This window comes from Methylobacterium sp. PvP105, from assembly GCF_017876975.1.
Taxonomy (GTDB): Bacteria; Pseudomonadota; Alphaproteobacteria; order Rhizobiales; family Beijerinckiaceae; genus Methylobacterium; species Methylobacterium radiotolerans.
Map to the genome: position 1 here is coordinate 5,227,611 of NZ_JAGIPA010000001.1, position 23,023 is coordinate 5,250,633.

The 23,023-nt window shown below is 72.5% G+C and carries 24 protein-coding genes; 12 read left to right on the plus strand and 12 right to left on the minus strand.

Translation table 11 applies throughout. From position 1 onward, the window contains the following. Positions 1 to 25: 25 nt before the first annotated feature. Positions 26 to 2,164 carry a molybdopterin-dependent oxidoreductase gene (locus J3A75_RS25470; protein ID WP_024829112.1) on the minus strand — a complete coding sequence of 713 codons (2,139 nt, stop codon included), beginning with the start codon at positions 2,162 to 2,164 and terminating at the stop codon, positions 26 to 28. A 222-nt stretch (positions 2,165 to 2,386) separates the two neighbouring features. Here J3A75_RS25470 and J3A75_RS25475 point away from each other — a divergent pair, with 222 nt between their 5' ends. The 4 genes from J3A75_RS25475 to J3A75_RS25490 all read left to right on the plus strand — a co-directional run bounded on the left by J3A75_RS25475 (position 2,387) and on the right by J3A75_RS25490 (position 3,774). Next, a complete protein-coding gene (locus J3A75_RS25475) occupies positions 2,387 to 2,572 on the plus strand; it encodes a YegP family protein (RefSeq protein WP_012320748.1) in 186 nt (61 codons plus the stop codon). Between the two features lie 164 nt (positions 2,573 to 2,736). After that, positions 2,737 to 3,006: a hypothetical protein gene (locus J3A75_RS25480; protein WP_012320749.1), complete on the plus strand. Its 270-nt coding sequence runs from the start codon at positions 2,737 to 2,739 to the stop codon at positions 3,004 to 3,006. Between the two features lie 149 nt (positions 3,007 to 3,155). Next, positions 3,156 to 3,293: a hypothetical protein gene (locus tag J3A75_RS25485; protein ID WP_012320750.1), complete on the plus strand. Its 138-nt coding sequence runs from the start codon at positions 3,156 to 3,158 to the stop codon at positions 3,291 to 3,293. 25 nt (positions 3,294 to 3,318) lie between these two features. Next, a complete protein-coding gene (locus J3A75_RS25490) occupies positions 3,319 to 3,774 on the plus strand; it encodes an acyl-CoA thioesterase (RefSeq protein ID WP_012320751.1) in 456 nt (151 codons plus the stop codon). Here J3A75_RS25490 and J3A75_RS25495 read toward each other — a convergent pair. Then, positions 3,767 to 4,306, minus strand: a complete 540-nt coding sequence (locus tag J3A75_RS25495) for a superoxide dismutase family protein (RefSeq protein ID WP_012320752.1) — start codon at positions 4,304 to 4,306, stop codon at positions 3,767 to 3,769. The two genes, J3A75_RS25490 and J3A75_RS25495, sit on opposite strands and share 8 nt — an antisense overlap. 109 nt (positions 4,307 to 4,415) lie before the next feature. Here J3A75_RS25495 and J3A75_RS25500 point away from each other — a divergent pair, with 109 nt between their 5' ends. The 5 genes from J3A75_RS25500 to J3A75_RS25520 all read left to right on the plus strand — a co-directional run bounded on the left by J3A75_RS25500 (position 4,416) and on the right by J3A75_RS25520 (position 9,828). Then, on the plus strand, positions 4,416 to 5,207 hold the full coding sequence (locus J3A75_RS25500) for a TlyA family RNA methyltransferase (protein ID WP_024829111.1): 792 nt from the start codon (positions 4,416 to 4,418) through the stop codon (positions 5,205 to 5,207). Then, on the plus strand, positions 5,204 to 6,481 hold the full coding sequence (locus tag J3A75_RS25505) for a class I SAM-dependent RNA methyltransferase (protein ID WP_024829110.1): 1,278 nt from the start codon (positions 5,204 to 5,206) through the stop codon (positions 6,479 to 6,481). The genes J3A75_RS25500 and J3A75_RS25505 overlap by 4 nt, the downstream gene beginning before the upstream one ends. Positions 6,482 to 6,534: 53 nt before the next feature. Then, positions 6,535 to 6,801, plus strand: a complete 267-nt coding sequence (locus tag J3A75_RS25510) for a hypothetical protein (protein ID WP_209650806.1) — start codon at positions 6,535 to 6,537, stop codon at positions 6,799 to 6,801. 239 nt (positions 6,802 to 7,040) lie between these two features. After that, positions 7,041 to 8,045 carry a magnesium transporter CorA family protein gene (locus tag J3A75_RS25515; protein ID WP_012320756.1) on the plus strand — a complete coding sequence of 335 codons (1,005 nt, stop codon included), beginning with the start codon at positions 7,041 to 7,043 and terminating at the stop codon, positions 8,043 to 8,045. A 97-nt stretch (positions 8,046 to 8,142) separates the two neighbouring features. Then, entirely contained in the window at positions 8,143 to 9,828 is a 1,686-nt protein-coding gene (locus J3A75_RS25520; RefSeq protein WP_012320757.1) for a methyl-accepting chemotaxis protein, read from the plus strand. Between the two features lie 3 nt (positions 9,829 to 9,831). Here the strand turns inward: J3A75_RS25520 and J3A75_RS25525 are convergent, their stop codons facing one another. From J3A75_RS25525 to J3A75_RS25545, 5 genes are all read right to left on the minus strand, one after another. Further along, positions 9,832 to 10,152, minus strand: coding sequence for a DMT family transporter (locus J3A75_RS25525; protein ID WP_012320758.1), 321 nt, complete (start codon positions 10,150 to 10,152; stop codon positions 9,832 to 9,834). A 281-nt stretch (positions 10,153 to 10,433) separates the two neighbouring features. Further along, positions 10,434 to 12,119, minus strand: coding sequence for a B12-binding domain-containing radical SAM protein (locus J3A75_RS25530; protein ID WP_012320759.1), 1,686 nt, complete (start codon positions 12,117 to 12,119; stop codon positions 10,434 to 10,436). Positions 12,120 to 12,362: 243 nt separating this feature from the next. Then, positions 12,363 to 13,205 (minus strand): SDR family NAD(P)-dependent oxidoreductase, encoded by an 843-nt coding sequence (locus J3A75_RS25535; protein WP_071000027.1) that lies wholly within the window; start codon positions 13,203 to 13,205, stop codon positions 12,363 to 12,365. Beyond that, positions 13,202 to 13,969, minus strand: a complete 768-nt coding sequence (locus tag J3A75_RS25540) for an enoyl-CoA hydratase-related protein (protein WP_043074300.1) — start codon at positions 13,967 to 13,969, stop codon at positions 13,202 to 13,204. Before J3A75_RS25540 ends, J3A75_RS25535 begins: the two co-directional genes overlap by 4 nt. 10 nt (positions 13,970 to 13,979) lie before the next feature. Continuing rightward, positions 13,980 to 15,719: an acyl-CoA dehydrogenase gene (locus tag J3A75_RS25545; RefSeq protein ID WP_043074301.1), complete on the minus strand. Its 1,740-nt coding sequence runs from the start codon at positions 15,717 to 15,719 to the stop codon at positions 13,980 to 13,982. A gap of 137 nt (positions 15,720 to 15,856) precedes the next feature. Between J3A75_RS25545 and J3A75_RS25550 the strand changes: the two genes are divergently transcribed. After that, positions 15,857 to 16,855, plus strand: coding sequence for an L-threonylcarbamoyladenylate synthase (locus tag J3A75_RS25550; protein ID WP_024829105.1), 999 nt, complete (start codon positions 15,857 to 15,859; stop codon positions 16,853 to 16,855). Positions 16,856 to 16,988: 133 nt separating this feature from the next. Here J3A75_RS25550 and wrbA read toward each other — a convergent pair whose 3' ends face one another. Next, positions 16,989 to 17,591 carry an NAD(P)H:quinone oxidoreductase gene (gene wrbA, locus J3A75_RS25555; protein ID WP_012320764.1) on the minus strand — a complete coding sequence of 201 codons (603 nt, stop codon included), beginning with the start codon at positions 17,589 to 17,591 and terminating at the stop codon, positions 16,989 to 16,991. A gap of 133 nt (positions 17,592 to 17,724) precedes the next feature. Here wrbA and J3A75_RS25560 point away from each other — a divergent pair, with 133 nt between their 5' ends. After that, positions 17,725 to 18,597: a LysR family transcriptional regulator gene (locus J3A75_RS25560; RefSeq protein ID WP_058607308.1), complete on the plus strand. Its 873-nt coding sequence runs from the start codon at positions 17,725 to 17,727 to the stop codon at positions 18,595 to 18,597. A gap of 6 nt (positions 18,598 to 18,603) precedes the next feature. Here J3A75_RS25560 and greA read toward each other — a convergent pair whose 3' ends face one another. Beyond that, entirely contained in the window at positions 18,604 to 19,077 is a 474-nt protein-coding gene (gene greA, locus J3A75_RS25565; RefSeq protein WP_024829103.1) for a transcription elongation factor GreA, read from the minus strand. 127 nt (positions 19,078 to 19,204) lie between these two features. Here greA and J3A75_RS25570 point away from each other — a divergent pair, with 127 nt between their 5' ends. Continuing rightward, positions 19,205 to 20,014 carry a class I SAM-dependent methyltransferase gene (locus J3A75_RS25570; RefSeq protein WP_024829102.1) on the plus strand — a complete coding sequence of 270 codons (810 nt, stop codon included), beginning with the start codon at positions 19,205 to 19,207 and terminating at the stop codon, positions 20,012 to 20,014. Positions 20,015 to 20,026: 12 nt separating this feature from the next. Here J3A75_RS25570 and J3A75_RS25575 read toward each other — a convergent pair whose 3' ends face one another. From J3A75_RS25575 to J3A75_RS25585, 3 genes are all read right to left on the minus strand, one after another. After that, positions 20,027 to 21,013 (minus strand): MDR family oxidoreductase, encoded by a 987-nt coding sequence (locus tag J3A75_RS25575; RefSeq protein WP_209650807.1) that lies wholly within the window; start codon positions 21,011 to 21,013, stop codon positions 20,027 to 20,029. 73 nt (positions 21,014 to 21,086) lie between these two features. Then, on the minus strand, positions 21,087 to 21,671 hold the full coding sequence (locus J3A75_RS25580) for a hypothetical protein (protein ID WP_024829101.1): 585 nt from the start codon (positions 21,669 to 21,671) through the stop codon (positions 21,087 to 21,089). 212 nt (positions 21,672 to 21,883) lie between these two features. Beyond that, a complete protein-coding gene (locus J3A75_RS25585; protein WP_012320770.1) occupies positions 21,884 to 22,981 on the minus strand; it encodes a cell wall hydrolase in 1,098 nt (365 codons plus the stop codon). Positions 22,982 to 23,023 lie beyond the last annotated feature (42 nt).

The window sequence follows — 23,023 nt, forward strand, 5'->3', positions numbered from 1 at the left end:
GGAGCGGGTCGCCGCGCCGCGCCGATCAGTTCGCCCGCGAGACCTCGACGAGGTTGTCGGAGAACGACGGCGCGTGGCCCATGTCGGTGAAGGCCGCCGACGAGATGCTGTTCACCGTCCCCTCGTTGAGCTGGCGCCAGTAGCCCAGCGTCGCCACCACGACGCCGTGCGTGACGTCGTCGGTCACGCGCGCGACGCCCTTGAAGGCGCCGCGGGCGTTGGCGACCTGGACGCGGTCGCCGTCGACGATGCCGCGGGCCGACGCGTCGGCCGGGCTGATCATCACGAACTGCTCGCCCTGACCCTTCTGCTTGTCCTCCATGTTGGCGTAGCAGGAATTCAGGAAGTAGTGGCTCTTGGGCGAGACGATGTTGAGCGGGTAGCGCTTGGCCAGCTCGGGATCGTTCGCGTGCGATTCCCGCGCGCCGACGTAATCGGGCAGCGGGTCGAGGGGCTCGCCCGGCTGGAAGCCCTCGTACATCTGCCGGAACGGCGGCGCGACGAAGTTCGTGGCGCCCTCGATCTTGAGCATGCACTTGCCGGTATCGGTCGGGAAGTTGCCGTCGCGGTGCGGAGCGCGGTCGTCCGGCGTTCCGACCTTGAGCCGGGCGAAACCGTGCGCGCGCATGTACTGGAGGTCGATGCCCGCGCAGGCCGGCGACGACCAGTCGACGTAGTGCTCTAGGCACTCCGCGTCGGTCCACTTGAAGTTCTCCTCCTCGAAGCCGAGCCGGGCGGCTAGGCGGCGGAAGATCTCGTTGTTGGGGATCGCCTCGCCGGGCGCCTCCGCGCACTTGGTGTTGTAGGTCAGGTAGAGGTGGCCCCAGGACAGGATCATGTCCTCCATCTCGGCGCCCATCGCGGCCGGCAGGAGGATGTCGGCGTAGGCGGCCGTGTCGGAGATGAAGTGCTCGGCCGAGACCATGAACAGGTCCTCGCGCATCAGGCCCTCGACGATCTTGTCGGTCTCGGGCGCCTGCGTGACCGGGTTCGAGTTCCAGCACATCATCGACATGATCGGCGGGTCGAGCTTCAGCTCGCCGGTCAGCGCCCGGCCGATCTGGAGGTTCGAGACGACCCGGGTCCCTTCCGGGATCAGGTCGGGCCGGCACATCACGTCGAACTTGTAGGGATGCTCCCAGACCGGGAACTGGGTGACGCCGCCGCCGACGTGGCGCCACGCGCCGGTGAGCGCCGGGATGCAGGTCACCGCCCGGATGGTCTGGCCGCCGCCGTAGTGCCGCTCCAGCGCCACGCCCATGCGGATGCCCACCGGCTGCTCGGTCGCCATCTCGTAGGCGAGCTTGCGGATATCCTCGGCCGGGACGCCGGTGATCTCCGCGGCCCATTCCGGCGTGCGCGGGGCCGCCCGCTCCTTCAGGTCGGCGAAGCCGATCGTGTGGTTGTCGACGTAGTCCTGGTCGACGAGGCCCTGCGCGATGATGGAGTTGATCAGCGCCATGGCGAGCGCGCCGTCGGTACCCGGCCTCGGCGCGATGTGCCAGTCCGCGGCCTTCGCGGTGCGCGAGGCGTAGGCGTCGATGACGACGACCTTCGCGCCCTTCTTCTGGGCGTCCTTCACGATCGCCCAGTGGTGCAGATTGGTGCTGACCGAGTTGCAGGCCCAGATCACGATGTACTTGGAGTGGATGTAGCTCTCGGGATCGAGGCCGGCCGTCGGCCCGACGGTGAGGAGCCAGGCCGTGCACGAGCCCTCGCCGCAGAACGTCCGCTCGGTCACGGTGGCGCCCAGGCGGTTGAAGAAGGCGTCGCCGCCGTTCAGACCGTGCACGAGGCCCTGGTTGCCGAGGTAGCTGTAGGGCGCGATGGCCTGCGGCCCGTACCGGTCGATGATCGCCGTCCAGCGGTCGACGATCGTGTCGAGCGCCTCGTCCCAGGTGATCCGCTCGAACTGCTTGGAGCCCTTCGGGCCGACGCGCTTCATCGGGTAGAGCACCCGGTCCGGGTGGTAGTGGCGCTTCTCGTAATCCTTCAGCTTCACGCAGAGACCGCCGCGGGTCATCGGGTGGTCCGGGTTGCCGCGCACGCTCAGGAGCTCGCCGCCCTTCACCTCGAAGAGCATCGAGCAGGTGTCGGGGCAATCGTGCGGGCAGGCGCCGTAGAAGACCTCCGAGTAGGCCTCGGGCTGGACGATCTCGTTCATGCTCTCTCCCTCATCGGCCGCGGGCGTCCCGTTATTGTTCAGGCGTCCCGGCTCCCGGCGGGAGAAGCGTACAACGAGAGGAAGAAAAGTTCTAATTCGAATCGCGGGGCGCCGATCGCGCGGGCCGCGGGATGATCCCGCGCCCCTGAGCCGTCATGGCCGCGCCTTCCCTTGCGCGCGCCCGCACCCATCTGAAGGGCGGACGAAGCGGGGGCCTGCAGCATGCGGTTCGAACTCTACCGGGACGCCAAGGGCGAGTGGCGCTGGCGCCTGCGGGCGCGCAACGGCGAGGTGATCGCCGAGTCGGGCGAGGGCTATGTCCGCCGCGAGGATTGCGAGCACGGCATCGCCCTGGTGCGCCAGAGCGCCGAGGCGCGCATCGAGGACATGACGACGAAGATCGCCTGACCGCGCGTCTCAACCCGCGGTCAACCCTGTCCGAAACGTCGCAGCGGTTAAGCTGCAACGCTTCCGCTCGCCCGTGCGTTGCAGCGGTTCGGACCGGGCGGAGGGCCCTCGCTTCCCGTGCGGTTCGTCGACCAGGACGTAACCATACGAAGGGAGTCGAGACCGTGCTGAGGAAATTCCTGCTCGCGGCCCTGCTGGTGCTGGGCTTCGCGGCCGCGGCGCCTGAGGGCGCGTCCGCCGCGCCCATCGGCCCGGGGCTGGCTCTGCCGGCCGAAGCCGCGCCGGCGGTGGCCGAGAAGGCCCAGTACTACTACCGTCGCCGCTTCTACGGCCCGCGCCCCTACTGGCGCCGCCCGTACTACGGCCGCCGGTTCTACTACGGCCCGCGCCCCTACTACCGTCGTCCCTACTGGCGCCGTCGGTTCTACTACTGATCGGCTCTCCGACCTGACCGGCCCGGCGGTTCCATCGAGCCGCCGGGCTTTCTCACGCCCCGATTCGGGGTGCGCGAGCGCGAGCCTTGCTTTATCGTGCCGGGAACGGGACCGTCGACGGCAGATCGGCGCGCCCGAGAGGAAGCCCGATGAACGATATTGCGCAACCCGCCGAGCCCGCGGCGGCGACGCCGGACCTCTGGCAATCCATCCCGCTCGAATGCATCCTGAGTGCGGTCGCCGTTCTGCTGGCGGCGGGGCTCAAGCTCGCCGGCCTGATGTCCTGACGGCGCGCGGGGGCGGATGGACGGCATGCAGCACGTCGCACTCTCACCGGCCGGAAGCGCGCCGTCGCCCGCGGAAGTCGATCTGCCGAAGGGCGACCTCACGGTCCGCACCATCGCGATGCCGGCCGACACCAACGCCAACGGCGACATCTTCGGCGGCTGGGTGCTCTCGCAGATGGATCAGGCCGGCGGCATCGCGGGCGTCGACCGGGCCCAGGGCCGGGTGGTCACCGTGGCGCTGGAATCGATGACCTTCATCCGGCCAGTCCGGGTCGGCGACGTGCTGTGCGTCTACACCCGGGTCTCGCATGTCGGCCGGACCTCAATGAAGATCGAGGTCGAGGCCTGGGCGCGGCGGTTCTGCACCCAGGTCCGCGAGCGGGTCACGCAGGCCACCTTCACCTTCGTGGCCATCGACGAGGACGGCCGGCCGCGGCCGATCCCGCCGGCCGTGCCGTCCCCCTCCGCGACGGCTACTTGATCACCCCGCAGGCGATGCGGTCGCCGGCACCGCCGATCGGCTGGGTGTTGTGGTCGTCCTCGTTGGCGTGGATGATCAGCGCCGCGCCGTCGCCGTCCTTCAGACCGCCCTCGCCGTTCAGCGGGGTCTCGCTCGAGACCTCGGCGTTGGCCGAGCCGTCCTGCGCCGCGTAGAGGTTCGGCAGGTCGCCCTCGTCGGGCCCCTCCGCGTTGAGCAGCCCGTGCTTGCTCTGGTCGTGGTTCACGTGGGCCTTGGAGTTCATGAACTTCGGGTCCGAGCAGTCGCCCACGGCGTGGAAATGCATCCCGTGCCAGCCGGGCGGCAGTCCGCCGGGCTGGATCGTCACGCGCAGGACCAGGGTATTCGCCCCGTCGCGGATCGCCAGCGTTCCGATCGGGTCGCCCTTCGCGTTCTTGATCGGCGCCGTGTAGGTCTCTGCCGGTTTGGCCGCCTCCTTGGGAGGCTCCTGCGCCAGGGCGCCGCCGGCGGCGGCGGTCCCGAGCAATGCGAGCAGCGGCAGGGTGCGGGTCATGCGGTGGCTCTCCTTTCCGGCCCGGTCTAGTTAGGGAGCGCGCCGGCCTTCGACAGGGCGGCGGCCCGAAACCTCCGCCGCAGACCTGCCGGAACCGCACGAAGCCCCGATGACCCGAGACCGGACCAGCCCGGACCGCGCGGCCCCCGCGGACGACCCCGTGGACGCCCCTGGTCCGCGACGCGCCGACCTGTATCTCGTGGAGCACGGCCATTTCGAGAGCCGGGCCCGCGCCCAGGCGGCGATCCGTGCCGGACTCGTGCGGGTCGACGGGCGGCCGCTCGCGCGCCCCTCGGACTCGATCGCCCCCGGGGCCCGGGTCGAGGCGGAACCCGAGCATCCCTACGCCTCCCGCGGCGGCCTCAAGCTCGCCGCCGCGCTGGACGCGTTCGGCGTCGATCCGGCCGGCCGGGTCGCCCTCGACGTCGGCGCCTCGACGGGCGGCTTCACCGACGTGCTGCTCGCCCGCGGCGCGCGCCACGTCCACGCCCTCGACGTGGGCCGGGGCCAACTCCATCCGCGCCTCGCCGGGGACCCGCGCGTGACCAACCGCGAGGGCACCGACATTCGCGGCCTCGGCGCGGACACCCTCGTCCCGCCGCCCGACCTCGCGAGCGTGGACGTGAGCTTCATCGGCCTGCGCCTCGTGCTGCCGGTCCTCCCGGGCCTGCTGAGGCCGGCATCGGCGATCGTCGCGCTGATCAAGCCGCAATTCGAGGCCGGCCGCGCCCGGGTCGGCCGCGGCGGCCTCGTGCGCGACCCGGCAGTCCACGCGGAGGTCTGCGCGGCCGTCCGCGAAACCCTGGAGGGGCTCGGGGCCACGATCCTGGGCCTGATCGACTCGCCGGTGCCGGGCGGCGACGGCAATGCCGAGTTCCTGATCGGTGCGAGGTTCCCGTGAGCGAGCCAGCGGATAGCGAGACGGTCACGATCCGGGCGCTCGGCGCCCGCGGCGACGGGATCGCCGAGGACGGGACTCTGGTACCCTACACGCTGCCCGGGGAGCGCGCGGAGATCCGCCGGGAGGCGCGGCGCGGCGTCCTGCTCGGCGTCGCGCAGGCCTCGCCCGACCGGGTCGAGCCGTTCTGCCCGTACTACATGCGCTGCGGCGGCTGCCGCACTCAGCACCTCGCGCGGCCCGCGGAACTCGCCTGGAAGCGCGACCTCGTCGCCCAGGCCCTGTCCCAGGCGCGCCTCGACGTCACGCCAGGCCCGACCCTCGACGCCCACGGGGCGGGCCGCCGCCGCCTCACCCTGCACGTGCGGGAGATCGGCGGCCGGGCCGAGGCCGGGCTGATGGCGGCGCGCAGCCACGCGCTGGTGCCGATCGACCATTGCCCGATCACCGTGCCGGCGCTGCACCCGGCCCCCGAGGTCGCGCGCCGCCTCGCCGCCCCGCTGGGCCACGGGCGCAAGCCCCTCGACGTGGCCGTGACGGCCACCGACCAGGGCCTGGACGTCGACCTGCGCGGCCACGGACCGGTGAGCGCCGGCGTCGGCGCCGCGCTGGTGCGGATCGCCGGCGAGCTCGGTCTCGCCCGGCTGTCGCTGCACGGCGAGCGCCTGATGGAGGCCGAGCCGGTCTCGGTCACGGCGGGCGATCCCGCCGGCGCCACCTCCGGCGCCGCGCGCCTCTACCCGGCCCCCGGCGGCTTCCTGCAGGCGACCGCGGCCGGGCAGGCGACGCTCTGCGACCTGACCCTGGCGGCCCTGGGACCCCGCGTCCGGCGCGTCGCCGACCTGTTCGCGGGCTGCGGGCCGGTGACCCTGGCGATCGCCCGGACGGCCGCGGTCCACGCGGTCGAGTCCGACGCCGCCGCCCTCGCGGGCCTCGACCGCGCCGCGCGCGCCGCATCGGGCCTGCGCAGGATCACCAGCGAGCGCCGCGACCTGTTCCGGCGGCCCCTGCTCCCCACCGAACTCGACCCCTTCGACGCGGTGGTGTTCGACCCGCCCCGGGCCGGCGCGGAGGCCCAGGCCCGCCAGATCGCCGCGGCGCGCGTTCCCCTCGTGATCGGCGTCGCCTGCGATGCCGGAACCTTCGCGCGGGACGCGGCGACCCTGGTCGCCGGCGGGTACCGGCTGGAGACCGTGACGCCGGTCGATCAGTTCCGCCATTCGGGCCATGTCGAGATGATCGGGGTGTTCCGGCGCGAGCCGGCACGGCGGCGCTAAGCCAAGCAACCTGCGGTCAAGTTTCACGTTCTCCCGGCGACCGGAGAGCTATCATGATCCGCGGAATCCTTCGCCCCGCGACGCTCGGCGCACTGAGCCTCGCCCTCGCCACCCCGCTCGCGGCGCAGACGCTGGCGCCCGACCAGACCGGCAGCGGCCCGGCCTCGACCATCACGGCGCCGAACACAAACAGCCTCGGCGTGACCAAGCCGCCCGGCACGTCCCTCGGCCCCGGCGAAGTGCCGACCCGCGAGCAGCGGCGGCGCGAGCGCGCCCTGACCGACAAGATCGAAGGCAGCATCTGCGACGGCTGCAATTGAGATCGAACCGGAGCCGACCGCTGCGGCGGAGCCCGGTGCCCGGCCTCCGACCCGGCACACCGTGAATGCGCGCGCGCCGCGCCGCGCGCCCGTCCACCCGCGGGGCGGGCGCGGGGCGTCACGGAAGCGTCAGAAAACAGCGCCACATCCGCGGCACAGCTTGCATCGGCCACCGTGGTGCCGGATGCGGGCTGCGGCCCCGCGCTGTCCCGTGACCGACCCGCATCCGAGACCCGTACGTGATCTTCATCCACCAGCCCGCCGTCGGCGCCGGAGCCACGCTGCTTGAGCGCCGCGTCATCGATCTCCAGGACACGATCCCCGAGGACACGGTCTGGCTCGACCTGATCCGCCCGAGCCGCGAGGAGGAACTGAAGGTCGAGTCGTTCGCGGGCATCGAGGTGCCGACCCGCGAGGAGATGAAGGACATCGAGCCCTCGGAGCTGCTCTACGTCGAGGACGGCGCCCGCTACATGACCGGCCGGGTGCTCTCGAAGGTCAGCGACGCCGAGGAGCCGGGGCTGGCCGGCATCACCTTCATCCTGCGCGGCAACCGGCTGGTGACCGTGCGCCACGAGGAGCCGCAGGCCTTCCGCATGTACACGCAGCGCGCCGGGCGCTCGATGGGCAACGGCGGCGCGTCGACGCCCTCGGGCGAGTCGATCCTGGCCGGGCTGATCGAGGCGGTGATCGACCGGGCCGCCGACGTGCTGCAGCTCCAGGGCGAGCGCATCGACCGCCTGTCGGGCAAGATCTTCGAAGTGCAGGAGGACCCCTCCGCGCGCAACACAGCGCTGCAGGACACGTTGCGCGCCCTCGGCCGGCACGGCGATCTCATCTCCAAGCAGCGGGAAAGTCTCGTCTCCATGGAGCGGATCCTGCTCTCGCTGTCGGCGACCTACCGGACCAACAAGGCCCCGCGCGACCTGCGCGAGGATGTGCGCTCGACCCTGCGGGATCTCCAGTCCCTGGAGGAGCACGCGACCTTCCTGTCGACGAAGATCCAGTTCCTGCTCGACGCGACCCTCGGGCTCGTCAACCTCGAGCAGAACAACATCATCAAGCTGTTCTCGGTCATGGCCGTCGTCTTCATGCCGCCGACCCTGATCGCGTCGATCTACGGCATGAATTTTAAGTCCATACCGGAACTAGATTTCGCATTCGGATACCCGATGGCGCTGATCATGATGGTCGTGGCCGCCGTATTCCCCTACTTCTTCTTCCGTTGGAAGAAGTGGCTCTGACAACAAATGCTGGTCTAGAGCCGATAGAATTTTAAGACCTCTGCGGGAGCATGGTGGGGCCTGAAGGCGCGGCGCGGCCGCGAGGACGGAATCTCCCATGCGCTTCTCCCTCAAGACGGTCCTCGCCGGTGCCATCGGCCTGCTCGCCCTCGCCGCCGTCGGCCAGGGGATCGCCAGCGTCGTGAGCCTGTCGGAGATCGAGCGGAACGCCGCGGCCATCTCGGAGCAGGCCCTGCCGGCGCAGAACCAGGCGGAGGCCATCGGAACGGCCGTGCGGGACGCGCGCCTGCGGCTCTACCGACTCGCGGTGGCCTCGCCCGACGCGGCGGCCCTCGACAGGAACCAGGCGGCGCTGACCGACGCCCTCGGCGACTTGTCCGGGCTCCGGCAGGCCTATCAGGAGCGCCTGACGAGCCCGGAGGCCCGCGCGATCTACGAGCGCTTCACCAACGCGTGGAACGCCTACCAGAACGTCCAGCTGCAGGTGGTCGAGCTGATGATCGCGGGCGATCAGCCGGGCGCCCTCGCGCTCGTGCTGGACCCCGCGACGGGCGCGCAGAACGACGCCGCGGTGGCCAGCCTGACCGAGTCGATCGCGGCGGCCCGGGGCCAGACAGTGGCCAACGTCACCCAGACAGTGCAGGCGGCGACGCGGGCCAAGCTGATCGCCATGATCGCCACCGTGGTCGGCCTCGCGGTCGCGGCGGCCGCGATGCTGTTCGCCCTGTTCGGGATCGCGCGGCCGATCCAGCGCATGACAGGGGCGATGGGCCGCCTCGCCGAGGGCGACGAGACCGTGCCGGTCCCGCATACGGGACGCCGCGACGAGATCGGCGCGATGGCCGCGGCCGTGCAGGTCTTCAAGGACAACCTGATCCACACCCGCGCCCTGGAGCGCGAGACCGCCCTGGCGCGCGAGGGCGCCGAGGTGCAGCGCCGGCGCGCGGTCCACGCCATGGCCGAGTCCTTCGAGGCCGCAGTCGGCGGCGTGCTGGCCCGGGTGGCGGACGCCGCCCTCGGCCTGCGGGCCGATGCCGAGGCGATGAGCGGCACGGCGACGCACACGGCCGAGCGCTCGGCTACGGTGGCGGGGGCCGCGCAGGAGGCCGCCCAGCACGTCGGCACGGTCGCGGCGGCCGCGGAGGAACTCGGCGCCTCGGTGCAGGAGATCGGCCGCCAGGTCGACGGGTCGGCCGAACTCGCCCGGAGCGCGGTGGTCCAGGCCGGCGACACGGCCGGCCTCGTGCAGGAGCTGAGCAATGCCGCGGGCCGGATCGGCGACGTCGTGCGCCTCATCACCGACATCGCCGGCCAGACGAACCTGCTGGCGCTCAACGCCACGATCGAGGCGGCCCGCGCCGGCGACGCGGGGCGCGGCTTCGCGGTGGTCGCCAGCGAGGTGAAGCAGCTCGCCGCCCAGACCGCTCGGGCCACCGAGGAGATCGCCGGTCAGGTCGGCCGGATCCAGGGGGCGACCGGGCAGACCGTGGACGCGATCGACGGGATCGCGGCGCGCATCCGCGAGATCGACGGAGTGGCGACCTCGATCGCGGCCGCCGTCGAGCAGCAGGGCGCGGCCACCCGGGAGATCGCCCGGAACGTCGCCGAGGCGGCGTCCGGGACCGGCGCCGTCACCGGCACGATCGACGCGGTGGCGCGGGCGGCCGACGACACGGGCACGGCCGCCACGCGGATGCTGGCCTCGGCGTCGAGCCTCTCGGAGGAAGCCGCCGAGCTGCGCCGGGAGATCGACGCGTTCCTGCACACGGTGCGCGCCGCCTGACGCTCAGCCGGGGCTCGACAGCTTCATCAGGACGAGCCCGGAGCCGATCAGGCCGGCGGCGAGGATGCGGCCGGCGCTCGCCTGCTCCCCGAGGACGGCAATGCCGACCAGGAAGGCGCCGACCGCGCCGATGCCGGTCCAGACCGTGTAGGCGGTTCCCAGCGGCAGCGTGCGCATGGCCAGCGCCAGGAAGCCGACGCTGCCGGCCATCGATACGGCCATGATGGCGGTCGGCCAGACGCGCGTGAAGCCGTCCGACTGCTTCATCGCGAAGGCCCAGACGACCTCCAGCAGGCCCGCGATGACGAGATAGATCCAGGCCATGGCGGCCCTCCGGAAAGGGCCGGGCCGTCCCGGACTTGTGCCCCGCGCGACGGGGGGAGGACGTGGCCTCGCGGCGGGTCAGCTAGCGATGATCGGCCAAGCCCGCAAGCGCGGCGGCATCACATCCCACGAACCGTCCCCATCCTGAGGTGCCGCGTCAGCGGCCTCGACGGAGGGCTCCAGGGATCGGGGCGGCCGCTGGAGCCCTCCTTCGAGGCCTCCGCTGCGCTCCGGCCCCACAGGATGAGGGCGCCGGCGGGATGCCCTGAGCGGGCGACCCGTCAGGCCACGGCCGCGAGGTGCTTGACCTCGGCCTTGGCCACCACCTTGCCGACCGGCGGCGCCTTGCAGGTCTCGGCCTCGGGCGCCAGGACGGGCGGCTGCACCCAGCGGCCGGCGTCGAGGTCGGCGATCCGGCCGTTGATCTCGCGGATGACGTAGCGCGAGAACGGGTAGACGTGCAGGTAGATCACCATGTTGGTGACCACGGCCTCCAGGGCGGCCGGGTTGCGGCGGGCGGTCTCCAGGAACACGCTCCAGAAGTGCTTGGCGAGTTCCGGACGCCGCACGGTCATCCGCCAGCACACGCGCAGCAGCGAGTAGAGATCGTGGGCGACGTGGCGCCAGTTGAGCTTCTGCGCGGCGAATCTCGGCCGCTTCACCCGCCGCGCCACCACCCGCACCCGGTCGAAGAAGTTCGGCGGGTCGTAGATCTCCTGGAGGACGTCGCGGTAGTCGGCGAGCACGTCGCGCTGCGGGCGCAAGGTCACGAAGTTGATGCCCTGCGTGCACTGGTCGCCCTGGTCGGCCGTGGTCGCCGCGTAGTTCTCGTAGAGGCGGCCCTCCTTGCGCAGGCGGCGCGAGAGCTGCGTGTTCGGCAGCGCGAACAGCAGGCCGACCATGGCGATCGGGATGCCGGTCTGGCCGATGCACAGCGACATCGCCTTGCTGATGCTGTCCTTCTCGGTGTCGAAGCCGACGATGAAGCCGGCCGTGACGAACATGCCGTGCTCGTAGAGCTTGTGCACGCTGTCGGCGATCGAGCGCTTGGTGTTCTGCTTCTTCTGCGTCTGGATCAGCGTCGCCTCGTCGGGCGTCTCGATCCCGGTGAACAGGGCGAAGAAGTTCGCGTCCCGCATCATCCCGAGCAGTTCGTCGTCGTCCGCGAGGTTCAGCGAGGCCTCGGTGGAGAACTTGAACGGGTAGCCGTGCGCTTCCTGCCACTGGATCAGGTGCGGCAGGAACAGCTTGATCGCCTTCTTGTTGCCGATCAGGTTGTCGTCGACGAAGTCGACATGGCCGCGGTAGCCGAGGCCGTAGAGCCGGTCGAGCTCGGCCAGCATCTGCGGCGTGGTCTTGGTCCGCGGGGCGCGGCCGTAGAGCTCGATGATGTCGCAGAACTCGCAGGTGAACGGGCAGCCGCGCGAGAACTGGACGCCGATATAGAGGTAGTGGCTGAAGGTCAGCAGGTCGAAGCGCGGGATCGGGCTCTTGGTGACGTCGGCCTTGAACTTCTCGGCCGTGAGCCGGCCGCGGCGCTCGCCCGCCTCCCAGGCGGCCACGAACTTGTCGAGGATGCCCTCGGCCTCGCCCAGCACCAGGAAGTCGGCCTTGTCGTAGACCTCCGGCGTCGAGGTCGGGGCCGGGCCGCCGACGCAGACCGGGGTTCCGAGCGCCACGCAGCGGTCGATGACCACGAGGCAGTCCGGCTCCTGGGGCAGCATGCCGCCAGTCATCACGAGGTCGGCCGCCTGGATCTGCGCGTCCGTCAGCTCTTCGCAGTTGCGGTTGACCAGCGTCACCTGCCAGGCCGGCGGCAGCATCGCGGCCAGCGTGATCAGGCCGAGCGGCGGCGCGGGCGCGCGGGCGCCCTGCAGCTCCATGGCCTCTTTGAAGTTCCACATGGAGTTCTCGTAGAACTTCGGGAACACCATCAGCACGCGCGGGGCCGTGTTCGCTTCCGACATGCCAGTTTCCCTCGTTCACACGCGCGGTCCCGGCCCGACCGGAGATCGGAACGGGCACAGGATCGACCCCTGACCTGCGGGCGAATTAAGGCCGTTTTTCGCTCCCGCAGCAATCGGAGCCGCCGATCCCGACAGGACGCGCGTCCGGACCCGGTGAATCAACCCCGCCGACGGGTCATGGGGCGGATCCGGCCCGTTTGCCGCGGGGCTGCGCCATTCGTGCGACAGGTCTAGCCGGAACCGTCACGGCCCGACGCGGAACCGCTCCGGCCGCGTCCCGTCGGCGTCGGTGAACCCGTAGACCCGCGCGAGGTCGCCGGCATGCAGCACGGCGCCCGCCCGCGCGGCGATGCCGGGGTCGGCGGCGAGCGCCGCCAGCGCCCGGCCGGCATAGAGCGGGCTCTCGGTGGCGTGCTGCGCGTGGCCGAGGTCGCGCGCCCGCTCGGTGGCGACGAAGCCCGGCGAGAGGCCGAGGGCGGTGACGCCGTGGGGCGCGAGCTCCCGCGCGAAGGCCAGGGTCAGCCGGTTGGTCGCGGCCTTGGCGGAATCGTAGAACACGTCGCCGAGGTAATCTTCGGTCCCGAAGGAGACGAGCGCCAGCAGCCCGGCCCGCGCCGCCACCATGGCGGGGGCGACCGCGCGGGCGAGCAGCAGGGCCGGCAGGGGCCCGGCCTCGAGGAGGCCGAGATACGGCTCCGCCGAGCGGCGCCAGAACGGCGTGCCCCAGCCGGCGCCGTCCGGGTAGCGCTCGCCGTCGTAGCCCTCGTTGCCGCTCCACACGCTGCAGGCCGCGACGTCGATCCGCCCGAACCGGCGGAGCGCCCAGTGCATCAGCGCGTCGGTGGCGCGCTCGGAGCGGTGGTCGCACAGGTAATGGTGCCCGCGCCCGCCGGCCGCGTCGACCGCGCGGGCCGTGTCCTCGATCGCCTCCGCGCGCATCTCGGTGCGCGGGCCGGTCTCGCTGGAGCGGGCCGTGACGATCACCGTGGCCCCCGCCTCGCCCAGCGCCCGGGCGAGTCCCCGGCCGACACCCCGCGACGCGCCCGCGACGAGGCAGATCTTCTCGGAGAGGTCGAGCGGGCTCACGCCGAGGCGGCGGGCTTCGACCGCGACAGGAAGGCGGCGAGCCGCTCCTGGGATTCGGGCGAGCGCAGCTGGGCGTCGAAGGCCTTGGCCTCGGCCTCCAGGGCCGCCTCGACCTGCGCCTGGTCACCCCGGATCAGCGCCCGGGACGCCGTCAGCGCCCCGCGCGGCAGGGCGGCGAGGCGCGCCGCCTGCGCGATCGCCTGCTCGACCAGCATGTCGGCCGGCAGCACCGCGTTGACGAGACCCAGCGCCTGCGCCTCGTCGGCCTCGAGCGGCCGCGACAGGAGCAGCAGCTCGGTGGCCCTGAGCCGGCCGACCCGCAGGGGCAGCAGGTAGCTCGACGCCGCCTCCGGCACGAGGCCGAGCTCGACGAAGGGCATGCGCAGGCGCGCCGCCGGGCTCGCGTAGACGAGGTCGCAGTGCAGGCAGAGGGTCGCGCCGATGCCGACCGCGATCCCGTCGACCGCCGCCACCATCGGGGTGCGGGTGCGGGCGAGCTGGCGGATGAAGGCCAGCGCCGGCGAGGTGCTGAATCCATCACCGGCATGCCCCATGAAGTCGGCGAGGTCGTTGCCGGCGCTGAACATGCCGGGCTGCCCGGCGAAGACCACGGCGCCGACCGCGTCCGACGCGTCGGCCTCCGCCAGGCCCGCGCGCATCGCGTCGTACATGGCGCCCGTGAGGGCGTTCTTCTTCTCCGGACGGTTCAGGGTGATCAGGCGGACGCCGCCCGCGAGGTCGTCGATCGTGACGGGTTCGGCCATGGTCCGCTCCTCAAACCGCCAGCGCCAGGGCGGCGTCGTCCGTGAAGGCGCCGCCCTCGACCACCGCCTGCTCCAGGCCGGACGCGGCCACCAGGAGGTTCTCGGCGTAGAACCGGGCGAGCGCGATGCGGGCCGCGTGCGCCGGGTCCGTCTCGCCCGCCTTCCGGGCGGCGCTCGCGGCGAGCGCGCTGCGCGCGAGGCAGGCGGCGCCCAGCGTCAGGCCGAACAGGCGCAGGTACGGCGTCGCGCCGGCGAGCGCCGCCTCGGGGCGGTTCGAGCTCAGCGCGGCGAGCTGGTGGCTCGTCGCCCGGTCGAGGCTGCCGATCCCGTCGCGCAGCCGCGCCGCCATGTGGCCGAAGGCCGGGTCGCCGGCCTTGAGCAGCCCCTCCGCGGCCCGGCGAATCCAGGCGATCTGCGACCGCGCGGTGCCCCCGCCGTTCAGCGGCAGCTTGCGGGCGGTGAGGTCGATGGCCTGGATGCCGTTGGTCCCCTCGTAGATGCCGAGGATCCGGGCGTCGCGCATGAGCTGCGCCGCCCCGGTCTCCTCCACGAAGCCCATGCCGCCGTGGACCTGCACGCCGAGCGAGGTCACCTCGTTGGCGAGGTCGGTGGCGAAGGCCTTCGCCACCGGGGTCAGCAGCGAGGCGCGGTCCAGGGCGGCCTGCCCCTCCGGCCCCTTCGCGGCGTCGAGGGCCGCGGCGGTGAGGTAGCAGATGGCGCGGGCGGCCGCCGTCGAGGCCTTCATGGTGAGCAGCATGCGCTGCACGTCCGGATGGGCGGCGATCGGGCTCGTCGCCTCGGCGGCGCCGACGGCCTTGCCCTGGCGGCGCTCCTGCGCGTAGGCGAGCGCGCGCTGGGTCGCGGCCTCGGCGACGCCGACGCCCTGCAGGCCGACATTGAGCCGGGCCGCGTTCATCATCGTGAACATGCAGGCCAGCCCCTTGTTCTCCTGGCCGATCAGCCAGCCGGTCGCGCCGCCCTGGTCGCCGAACGCCATGGAGCAGGTCGGCGAGGCGTGGATGCCGAGCTTGTGCTCGATGCCGGAGCAGCGCAGGTCGTTGCGGGTCCCGTCCGGCAGCACCTTCGGCACGAGGAACAGCGAGATGCCCCGCGTGCCGGCGGGCGCGTCGGGCAGCCGGGCCAGGACGAGGTGGACGATGTTGTCGGCGAGGTCGTGCTCGCCGTAGGTGATGTAGATCTTGTTGCCGGTGATCCGGTAGGTGCCGTCGCCCGCCGGCACGGCCCGGGTGCGCAGCAGGGCGAGGTCGGAGCCCGCCTGCGGCTCGGTCAGGTTCATGGTGGCGGGCCACGCGCCCGAGACCAGCTTCTCGAGGTAGCGCGCCTTCAGGTCGTCGGAGCCGTGGGCGGCGAGCGCCTCGATGCCGCCCTGGGTCAGGAGCGGGCAGAGGCCGAAGGCGAGGTTGGCACCGTTCCACATCTCGGTGCAGGCGGCCTCGATCAGCTTCGGCAGGCCCTGGCCGCCGTGATCGGCCTCGGCCGAGAGCCCGTTCCAGCCGCCCTCCGTGAAGGTGCGGTACGCCTCGCGCCAGCCCGGCGGCGTGGTGACCTGCCCGTCCGCGAAGGGGGTGCCGTGCCGGTCGCCGACCCGGTTGAGCGGCGCGATCACGCCGGCGGCGATCCGGCCGGCCTCGGTCAGGATCGCCTCGGCGTCGTCGGGATCGACCGCGTCGAGCCCGGCCACGTGCCGCAGCGTGAAGAGCATCTCGGGGACCGGGGCGCGGTAACTCATACGATCCTCCCGTGTGGCGGCCCGCCCGCTCGTTCGGTCCGGGGCGGGTTTGACCGCGCCCGCGCACCGGCGCTAGGGCGGGGCGAGGATAGGCGCGCGGGGCTCGCGCGGCCATGACCTCGGAGACGGCTTCCCGCATGAATGATCCCGGGTCAACGGTCCCGTCCGCGACCCGGCGGCTTCCCGCCGACGCGGCCGGCCTCGCGGAGGCCGCCGCCCTCCTGCGGGCGGGCCGTCTCGTCGCCTTCCCCACCGAGACCGTCTACGGGCTCGGGGCGGACGCCACCGACCCCGCCGCGGTGACGGGCATCTTCGCCGCCAAGGCGCGGCCGCGCTTCAACCCGCTGATCTCGCACCTGCCCGACGCGGCGGCGGCCCTGGCGGAGGGGGTCTTCGACGCGCCGGCGCGCCGCCTCGCGGAGGCCTTCTGGCCCGGCCCCCTGACCCTGGTGGTCCCGGCGCACACGGGCACGCGGGTCTGCGATCTCGCCCGCGCCGGCCTGCCGAGCCTCGCGCTACGGGTCCCGGCGCACCCGCTCGCGCGGGACCTCCTGGCGGAGGTCGGGCGGCCGGTCGCGGCGCCCTCGGCCAACCGGTCGGGGCGGGTGAGCCCGACCCGGGCCGCCCACGTCCTCGACGATCTCGCCGGCCGGATCTCCGCGGTGCTCGACGGCGGTGACACGCCGGTTGGCGTCGAATCGACGGTGGTGGCCTGCCTCGGCGGCCCGCCGCGGCTGCTGCGGCCCGGCGGTATCACCCGGGCGGCGCTCCGCGACGTGCTCGGTCTCGATCCGGAGGCGCCCGAGGCGGCGGATGCCGACCGGCCGGCGGGCCCGGGCATGCTCGCCTCGCACTACGCGCCGCGGGCGCGGGTCCGCCTCGACGCGGTGCGGGTCGAGCCCGGCGAGGCGGCCCTGCTGTTCGGGCCCCGCCCCCCGGCCGGTCACGAGACCGCGCGGGCCAGTCTCAACCTGAGCCCGGCGGGCGATCCCGCGGAGGCCGCTGCCCGGCTGTTCGGCGCCCTGCGCGACCTCGACGCCTCGGGGGCCGAGACCATCGCGGTGGCGCCGATCCCCGAGGACGGCCTCGGCGAGGCGATCCGGGATCGCCTCGCCCGGGCGGCGGCGCCCCGCTGACGGCGGAGAAATTTTCGCCGGCAGCGGAACAGAGTTCGGCCTGACCCGTTTACTGATCACGAAGGCCTTCTCAGCCCCCAATGGCCTTTTTCCTTTCAGGCTCGGAGCAATCCGAGCCTTTTTTCTTGGCTCCTCAGTCCCGGGCCAGCTTGGCCGCGATGCCGGCCACGTGGCGCCCCTGGAACCGCGCGCCCTCCAGCTCGACGGCGCTCGGCTGGCGCGACCCGTCGCCGTCCGCGATCGTGCTGGCGCCGTAGGGCGTGTTGCCCTTCACCGCCTCGACGCCCGCCTGTCCCTGGAAGCTGTAGGGCAGGCCGACCACAACCATGCCATGGTGGAACAGGACCGTGTGGAAGCTCGTCAGCGTCGTCTCCTGGCCACCGTGCTGCGAGGCCGTGGAGGTGAAGACCGAGCCGACCTTGCCGACGAGCGCGCCCTTCATCCAGAGCCCGCCGGTCTGGTCGATGAACTGCTTCATCTGCGAGGCCATGTTGCCGTAGCGGGTCGGCGTGCCGAAGATGATCGCGTCGTAGTCGGCGAGCTCGGCGACGGTCGCGACCGGCGCCGCCTGATCCAGCTTGAAGTGGTTCTGCCGGGCGACCTCCTCCGGCACCAGCTCGGGCACGCGCTTCACGACGACCTCGGCCCCCGTCTCGCGGGCGCCCTCGGCGACGGCGTAGGCCATCTGCTCCACGTGACCGTAGGTCGAGTAGTACAGCACCAGAACCTTCGCCATGTGTGGTCTCTCCTGCCTGTCGGACGTCCGGCCGAATCGTCGGCCGGCGGCTGGCCCCTGCATCGCGCATTTGCCGTCTTGCAAGAATGCCCCGACATGCAAGACTAACCTTGCGCAGATGCAAGGATCCGGCGTGGAGCTCGACTGGGACGATTTCCGGTTCGTGAAGGCGGTGGCCGACCGGGGCGGCCTGACCGCGGCGTCGGCCGAGCTCGGTATCAACCACTCGACGGCATTCCGGCGTCTCGCCGCCCTGGAGGCGCGGCTCGGCACGCGCCTGTTCGAGCGGCTGCGCACGGGCTACGTGCCGACCGCGGCCGGGCAGGCGATGGTCGACGCGGCCGGGCGCATCGAGGCGGACGTGACGCGGTTCGCCCGCGCGGTGGCGGGACAGGGCGAGACGCCGTCCGGCGAGCTGCGGGTGACCGCACCGGCGGGCTTCGCCGCCGAGCTGCTGATGCCGATGCTGGCGAGCTTCGCGGAGCGCTACCCGGAGATCCGGATCGAGCTCATCCTCGCGGAGGCGACCCTCAACCTCTCCCGGCGCGACGCCGACGTGGCGATCCGGATCAGCCGGGAACCGAGCGAGACCCTGGTCGGGCGTCGACTGGCCCTCACCGCGTGGGCGGTCTACGGCCGCGCCGATCGCGCCTACGGCGACCTGGCCCGGGAGGCCTGGATCAGCCCGGGGCCGCTGGTGGCGGGGGGCTCGCTCACGCGGTTCGTGGAGGCGCGGGCGCCGTCCGACCGTGTCCGCCTGCGGATCAACGCGGTGCCGGGCCTGGAGGCGGCGGTCGAGGCCGGCCTCGGCATCGGCCCGCTCCCCTGCTTCACGGCCGACGTGAACCCGGCGCTGCGCCGCCTGTCCGGGCCGCACCCCGAACTCGGGGCGGACCTCTGGATCCTGACGCATCCGGACCTGCGCCACGCGGCGCGTGTCCGGGCCTTCATGGAGCACGTCGCCGAGGCGCTGCTGCCGCTGCGGGCGCGCTTCGAGGGCCGCTGATCCGGCTCAGCGGATCTCGAGCACCTCGACCTCGTGGCCGTTCACCTCGACCACGTCGCCGATCGTCTTGCCGGTGATCGCCCGGGCGAGGGGCGCCACGTACGAGATCGAGCCCTTGTGCGGGTCGGCCTCGTCCTCGCCGACGATCCGGAAGGTCTGTCGGCTCTCCTTGCCGGACTCGTCCTCGCGGACCACCGTGACGGTGGACCCGAACTGCACGGTGTCGCCGCCCTTGGGCTCCACGAGCTGCGCGGTGTTCTTCCGGGCCGCCCAGTAGCGCAGGTCGCGCCCGATGCGGGAATCCTCCGCCTTGTCGGCGGGATCCAGCGAGGCGACCTCCTTCTCGAGGCGCGCGACCTCCGCCTCGATCTGCGCGAGGCCCTCCGGCGTGACGAAGTTCGTGTGCGGCGAGATCGGCCGATCCGGCAGATTCTCGAACGCTTCCCCACCCTCGGGCTCTTTGACGAATGCGACGCTCATGAAGACGCCAACACGCGAGGTACGGCAAAGGTTCCCGCGACGGGTGCTCGGCCCGCCCGGTGTTTTCGCCGTGGCGCGACCCGGGCACCGCTCGCTAGATTCTCCGGCGATTCACGCGGAGCCAACGATGTCGTCCCTGTCCGCCGCCGAGGTCGTCGCCGCCAACCGCCAGGCCTGGGATGCCTCGGCGCCCCTGCACCGGAGCGACCCGTCGTGGCATCGGCTGACGCAGCACTTCGCGCAGGATCCCGGCTTCTCCTGCTTCGATCCCCCGATGGAGGCGGCCCTGCGGGCGGTCGGGCTCGCCGGGGCCTCAGTCGCGCAACTCTGCTGCAACAACGGCCGGGAGACGGTGTCGCTGATGAATCTCGGCGCCCGGTCGGCGACCGGCTTCGACCAGTCGGAGGCGTTCCTCGCCCAGGCCAGGGACCTCGCCCGCATCGCCGGGCGCGACTGCCGCTTCGTCGCGGGCGACGTGCACGCGATCGACGCGGAGCACGACGGGGCCTACGACCTCGCGGTGATCACCATCGGCGTGCTGGGCTGGATGCCCGACCTGCCGCGCTTCCTCGCCGTGGCGGCGCGCCTCCTGCGGTCGGGCGGCCGGATCCTCATCCACGAGGAGCATCCCGTCGTGAACATGTTCGAGCCGCGGGCGGAGCAGCCGCTCCTGATTCGGCACTCCTATTTCCGCACGGCGCCGTTCGTGGGCGAGGACGCCATCGTGTACGGGGACGGCCCGGCCCCGCGGGTCGGACCGCATTACTGGTTCGCCCACCCCCTCGGGGCGCTGATCGAGACCCTGATCGGTGCGGGCCTCGCGATCGAGCGGTTCCGGGAGTTTCCGGACAACATCAGCACGACGGCCTGCGACGTGCTCGCCGCCGACCGGCTCCTGCCGATGAGCTACCTGCTGCAGGCCCGGAAAGCCGCCTGACGGGCGCCGGCCCTACGCCACCGTCACCACGGTCCGGCCCTGGACCTTGCCGGCCAGGATCTCGTCGCCGAGCCGGCCGACCTCCTCCAGACGGACCCTGCTGGTCATGGCGGCGAGCTTGCCGAGGTCGAGTTCCCGGGCGAGGCGCGCCCAGGCCTCGCGCCGCTTCTTCTGCGGGGTCGTCACGCTGTTGATGCCGAGCAGCGAGACGCCGCGGAGGATGAAGGGTGCCACCGAGGTCGGCAGGTCCATGCCCTGCGCCAGCCCGCAGGCCGCGACGGCGCCGTCCGCTCGGGTCATGGCGAGGACGTTGGCGAGGGTCGTGGAGCCCACGGCGTCGACGCCCGCGGCCCAGCGCTCCTTGCCCAGCGGCTTTCCGGGCTTGGACAGTTCGGCCCGGTCGAGGATCTCGGCGGCGCCGAGCCCTCTCAGGTAGTCGGACTCGCCGTCCCGGCCGGTGGAGGCGATCACGTGCCAGCCCGCCCGGGCGAGGAGCGCCACCGCGACGGAGCCGACGCCGCCCGAGGCGCCGGTGACGATGACCGGGCCGTGCTCGGGCCTCACGCCGTGGGCGTCCAGCGCCATGCAGCACAGCATCGCCGTGTAGCCGGCGGTGCCCACCGCCATGGCCTGCTCGGCCGTGAGTCCCCGGGGCAGCGGCACCAGCCAGTCGCCCCTGACCCGGGCGCGCTGCGCGTAGGCGCCGAGATGCGTCTCGCCGACGCCCCAGCCGGTGAGCACGACCGCGTCGCCCGGCCGGTACTCCGGATGGTCCGAGGTCTCGACGATGCCCGAGAAGTCGATGCCGGGGATCATCGGGAAGCGGCGCACCACCGGCGACTTGCCGGTGAGCGCGAGGCCGTCCTTGTAGTTCAGGGTCGAGTGCGTCACCCGCACGGTGACGTCGCCGTCCATCAGGTCGGCGTCGTCGAAATCCCTGAAGGCGAGGCTCTGGCCGGCCTCGTTCTTCTCGACCACCCAGGCCTTGAACGTCCCCATCGTCACCTCCCGTGCTGCGCGGTGAGGTGTGGCCGGGCCGCCCGGAATCAAGGCGACGGCGGTCGCTGCCGGCTCAGTATCCCTCGTACCGGCTGCCCGTGTAGAAGCCGAGACCGACGCCGATATCCGACGAACTGGCCCCGGTGATGCCGAGAGCGTCCGGGATCGAGCCGACCAGCGGGCCACCGTAGGCCGCGGGCCGGTAGCCGTAGCCGCCGCCGATCGGCGCCCAGCCGGCCCGGGCGGGCGCCACGAGGACGCGGCGGCTGACGCTGGCGTATTCCGGCGGGATCGTCTCGGGGATCGTCTGCGCCGGGCGGATCAGCACGGTCCGGGTGCGGACGGCGAAGCGCGGCGGCGCGGTCACCCAGCAGCCGATCAGCTCGCCGCCGGGGCCGCGGCTGGTCTGCCAGTAGCGGCCGCCGGGCGAGACCATCACGCGCTCCGACACCGTGTCGTAGACCGGCGGCGTGGTGCGGTAGACCGTGCGGGGCGGACGCACCAGCACGTTCTCCTGCACGGTGTCGTAGACCGGCGGCGTGACGACGCGGCGATAGCATTCGGAGCCGTAGCAGCCGCCGGCCTGGGCGGGTGCAGCGAGGAGCGCGCCGCCGAGGGCGGCGGCGAGGAGAGCGGTGCGAGCGACCGGCGCGGTCATGGGAGTCCTCTGATACGCATTACTACGAGACGCGGCGCGGACGCGGCGCTCGTCTCGACGTACCAGAGGCCAGACTCGTTGCCCGGCGCGCAAGCATTATCGGGAACGAAGGTAAAATTAACCCTTGGTTTCGACTGCTTAGGCGTCGCCTACCTAGGTAGGATTGTTCGGATCTTCCACAGTCTCTCTTACGAAGCCGGATCCGGCCGGGGTCAGGTCTGGCCGGCCCGGAGCTGGTAGAAGATGTGCCGGCCGATCACGTCCATCTTGCGCAGGCGGCGGGCCCAGCCCGGGCGCACGTAGTCGGCGTGGTAGTGGGTCGCGGCGCCGACCTCGGCGAGGTAGGTCCGGCCCTCGATCACCGAGCGGGCGATGCGGGTGGCGCTCTCCCAGGCGCCGGCGTCGGTGATGCGCAGGGACTTGCCCTCGCAGGCGAAGGAGAACTGGCAGCCCATGTAGTGGTGCCGGTTCTGGTAGACGACGCCGCAGACGCTCGCCGGGTAGAGGCCGCTCTTCACCCGGTTGAGCACCACCTGGGCGACGGCGGCCTGGCCGGCCTCGGGCTCGCTCCGGGCCTCGAAATAGACCGCCTCCGAGAGGCAGCGCTGCTCCTTGTCGAGGGCGTTCGGGTCGATCAGGTCGGCGTAGCGCCGGCGCGCGTCCTCGGGCACCGGCTGGGCATTGTCCGGGCGCTCGGTGCGGATCGCGAAATCGGGGAGCGCGAGGCTCGCCGCGGCGATCTCGACCGGGATGGCGTCCGCGGGTGCCGGCGTCGTGGAGGACAGCGCGATGGCGCGGGGCACCGGCGGAGTCGAGCCGTCGAAGCGCTCGGGGCCGCCGTCCTCGGTGAGGTCGGCCGTCCCCTCGCCCGTGGAGGCGGCGGTGCCGCTGCCGGTGGTGAGGCCGAGATCCGGCACGGGGACGAAGGCGGCCTCCGGCTCGGACTCCGGATCCCAGACGGCGGAGCCCTGCGTCAGCACGCCGGTGACGCTGCCGGTGACGTCGCCGAAGACCAGGGCGCCGCCGGCCTCGCGCAGGTTGGCCGCCCGGCGGGCGAAGCTCTCGGCCGGCGGCCGGGCGGGGTCGCCCTTGCCGGCCCGCTGCACCACCGGGAAGACGTGCGCGCCGGTCTTGAAGACGGCCTGCGGCGGCTCGTCCCCGAGGCGGCGGAGCGCCGATCCGATCAGCACGGTGCCGGGCGGCAGCGGCGGGACCGTGCCGGCGTCGATCACGCCGAGCCGGCTCGCCCCGATGGCGTTCTCCGTGCCGGCATCGGCGGTGAACGACACCAGGAGGCCCAGCCCGACCATCCAGGGCGTCAGGGCCGCCGAGAGCCAGCGCAGGCTCGATTC

Bases quoted from the DNA above. Each gene is read 5' to 3' on its own strand.
- J3A75_RS25470 (WP_024829112.1), bottom strand. From the start codon at position 2,164: ATGAACGAGATCGTCCAGCCCGAGGCCTACTCGGAGGTCTTCTACGGC.
- J3A75_RS25475 (WP_012320748.1), top strand. From the start codon at position 2,387: ATGCGGTTCGAACTCTACCGGGACGCCAAGGGCGAGTGGCGCTGGCGC.
- J3A75_RS25485 (WP_012320750.1), top strand. From the start codon at position 3,156: ATGAACGATATTGCGCAACCCGCCGAGCCCGCGGCGGCGACGCCGGAC.
- J3A75_RS25490 (WP_012320751.1), top strand. From the start codon at position 3,319: ATGCAGCACGTCGCACTCTCACCGGCCGGAAGCGCGCCGTCGCCCGCG.
- J3A75_RS25495 (WP_012320752.1), bottom strand. From the start codon at position 4,306: ATGACCCGCACCCTGCCGCTGCTCGCATTGCTCGGGACCGCCGCCGCC.
- J3A75_RS25500 (WP_024829111.1), top strand. From the start codon at position 4,416: ATGACCCGAGACCGGACCAGCCCGGACCGCGCGGCCCCCGCGGACGAC.
- J3A75_RS25510 (WP_209650806.1), top strand. From the start codon at position 6,535: ATGATCCGCGGAATCCTTCGCCCCGCGACGCTCGGCGCACTGAGCCTC.
- J3A75_RS25520 (WP_012320757.1), top strand. From the start codon at position 8,143: ATGCGCTTCTCCCTCAAGACGGTCCTCGCCGGTGCCATCGGCCTGCTC.
- J3A75_RS25525 (WP_012320758.1), bottom strand. From the start codon at position 10,152: ATGGCCTGGATCTATCTCGTCATCGCGGGCCTGCTGGAGGTCGTCTGG.
- J3A75_RS25530 (WP_012320759.1), bottom strand. From the start codon at position 12,119: ATGTCGGAAGCGAACACGGCCCCGCGCGTGCTGATGGTGTTCCCGAAG.
- J3A75_RS25540 (WP_043074300.1), bottom strand. From the start codon at position 13,969: ATGGCCGAACCCGTCACGATCGACGACCTCGCGGGCGGCGTCCGCCTG.
- J3A75_RS25545 (WP_043074301.1), bottom strand. From the start codon at position 15,719: ATGAGTTACCGCGCCCCGGTCCCCGAGATGCTCTTCACGCTGCGGCAC.
- J3A75_RS25550 (WP_024829105.1), top strand. From the start codon at position 15,857: ATGAATGATCCCGGGTCAACGGTCCCGTCCGCGACCCGGCGGCTTCCC.
- wrbA (WP_012320764.1), bottom strand. From the start codon at position 17,591: ATGGCGAAGGTTCTGGTGCTGTACTACTCGACCTACGGTCACGTGGAG.
- greA (WP_024829103.1), bottom strand. From the start codon at position 19,077: ATGAGCGTCGCATTCGTCAAAGAGCCCGAGGGTGGGGAAGCGTTCGAG.
- J3A75_RS25570 (WP_024829102.1), top strand. From the start codon at position 19,205: ATGTCGTCCCTGTCCGCCGCCGAGGTCGTCGCCGCCAACCGCCAGGCC.
- J3A75_RS25575 (WP_209650807.1), bottom strand. From the start codon at position 21,013: ATGGGGACGTTCAAGGCCTGGGTGGTCGAGAAGAACGAGGCCGGCCAG.
- J3A75_RS25580 (WP_024829101.1), bottom strand. From the start codon at position 21,671: ATGACCGCGCCGGTCGCTCGCACCGCTCTCCTCGCCGCCGCCCTCGGC.
- J3A75_RS25585 (WP_012320770.1), bottom strand. From the start codon at position 22,981: ATGGTCGGGCTGGGCCTCCTGGTGTCGTTCACCGCCGATGCCGGCACG.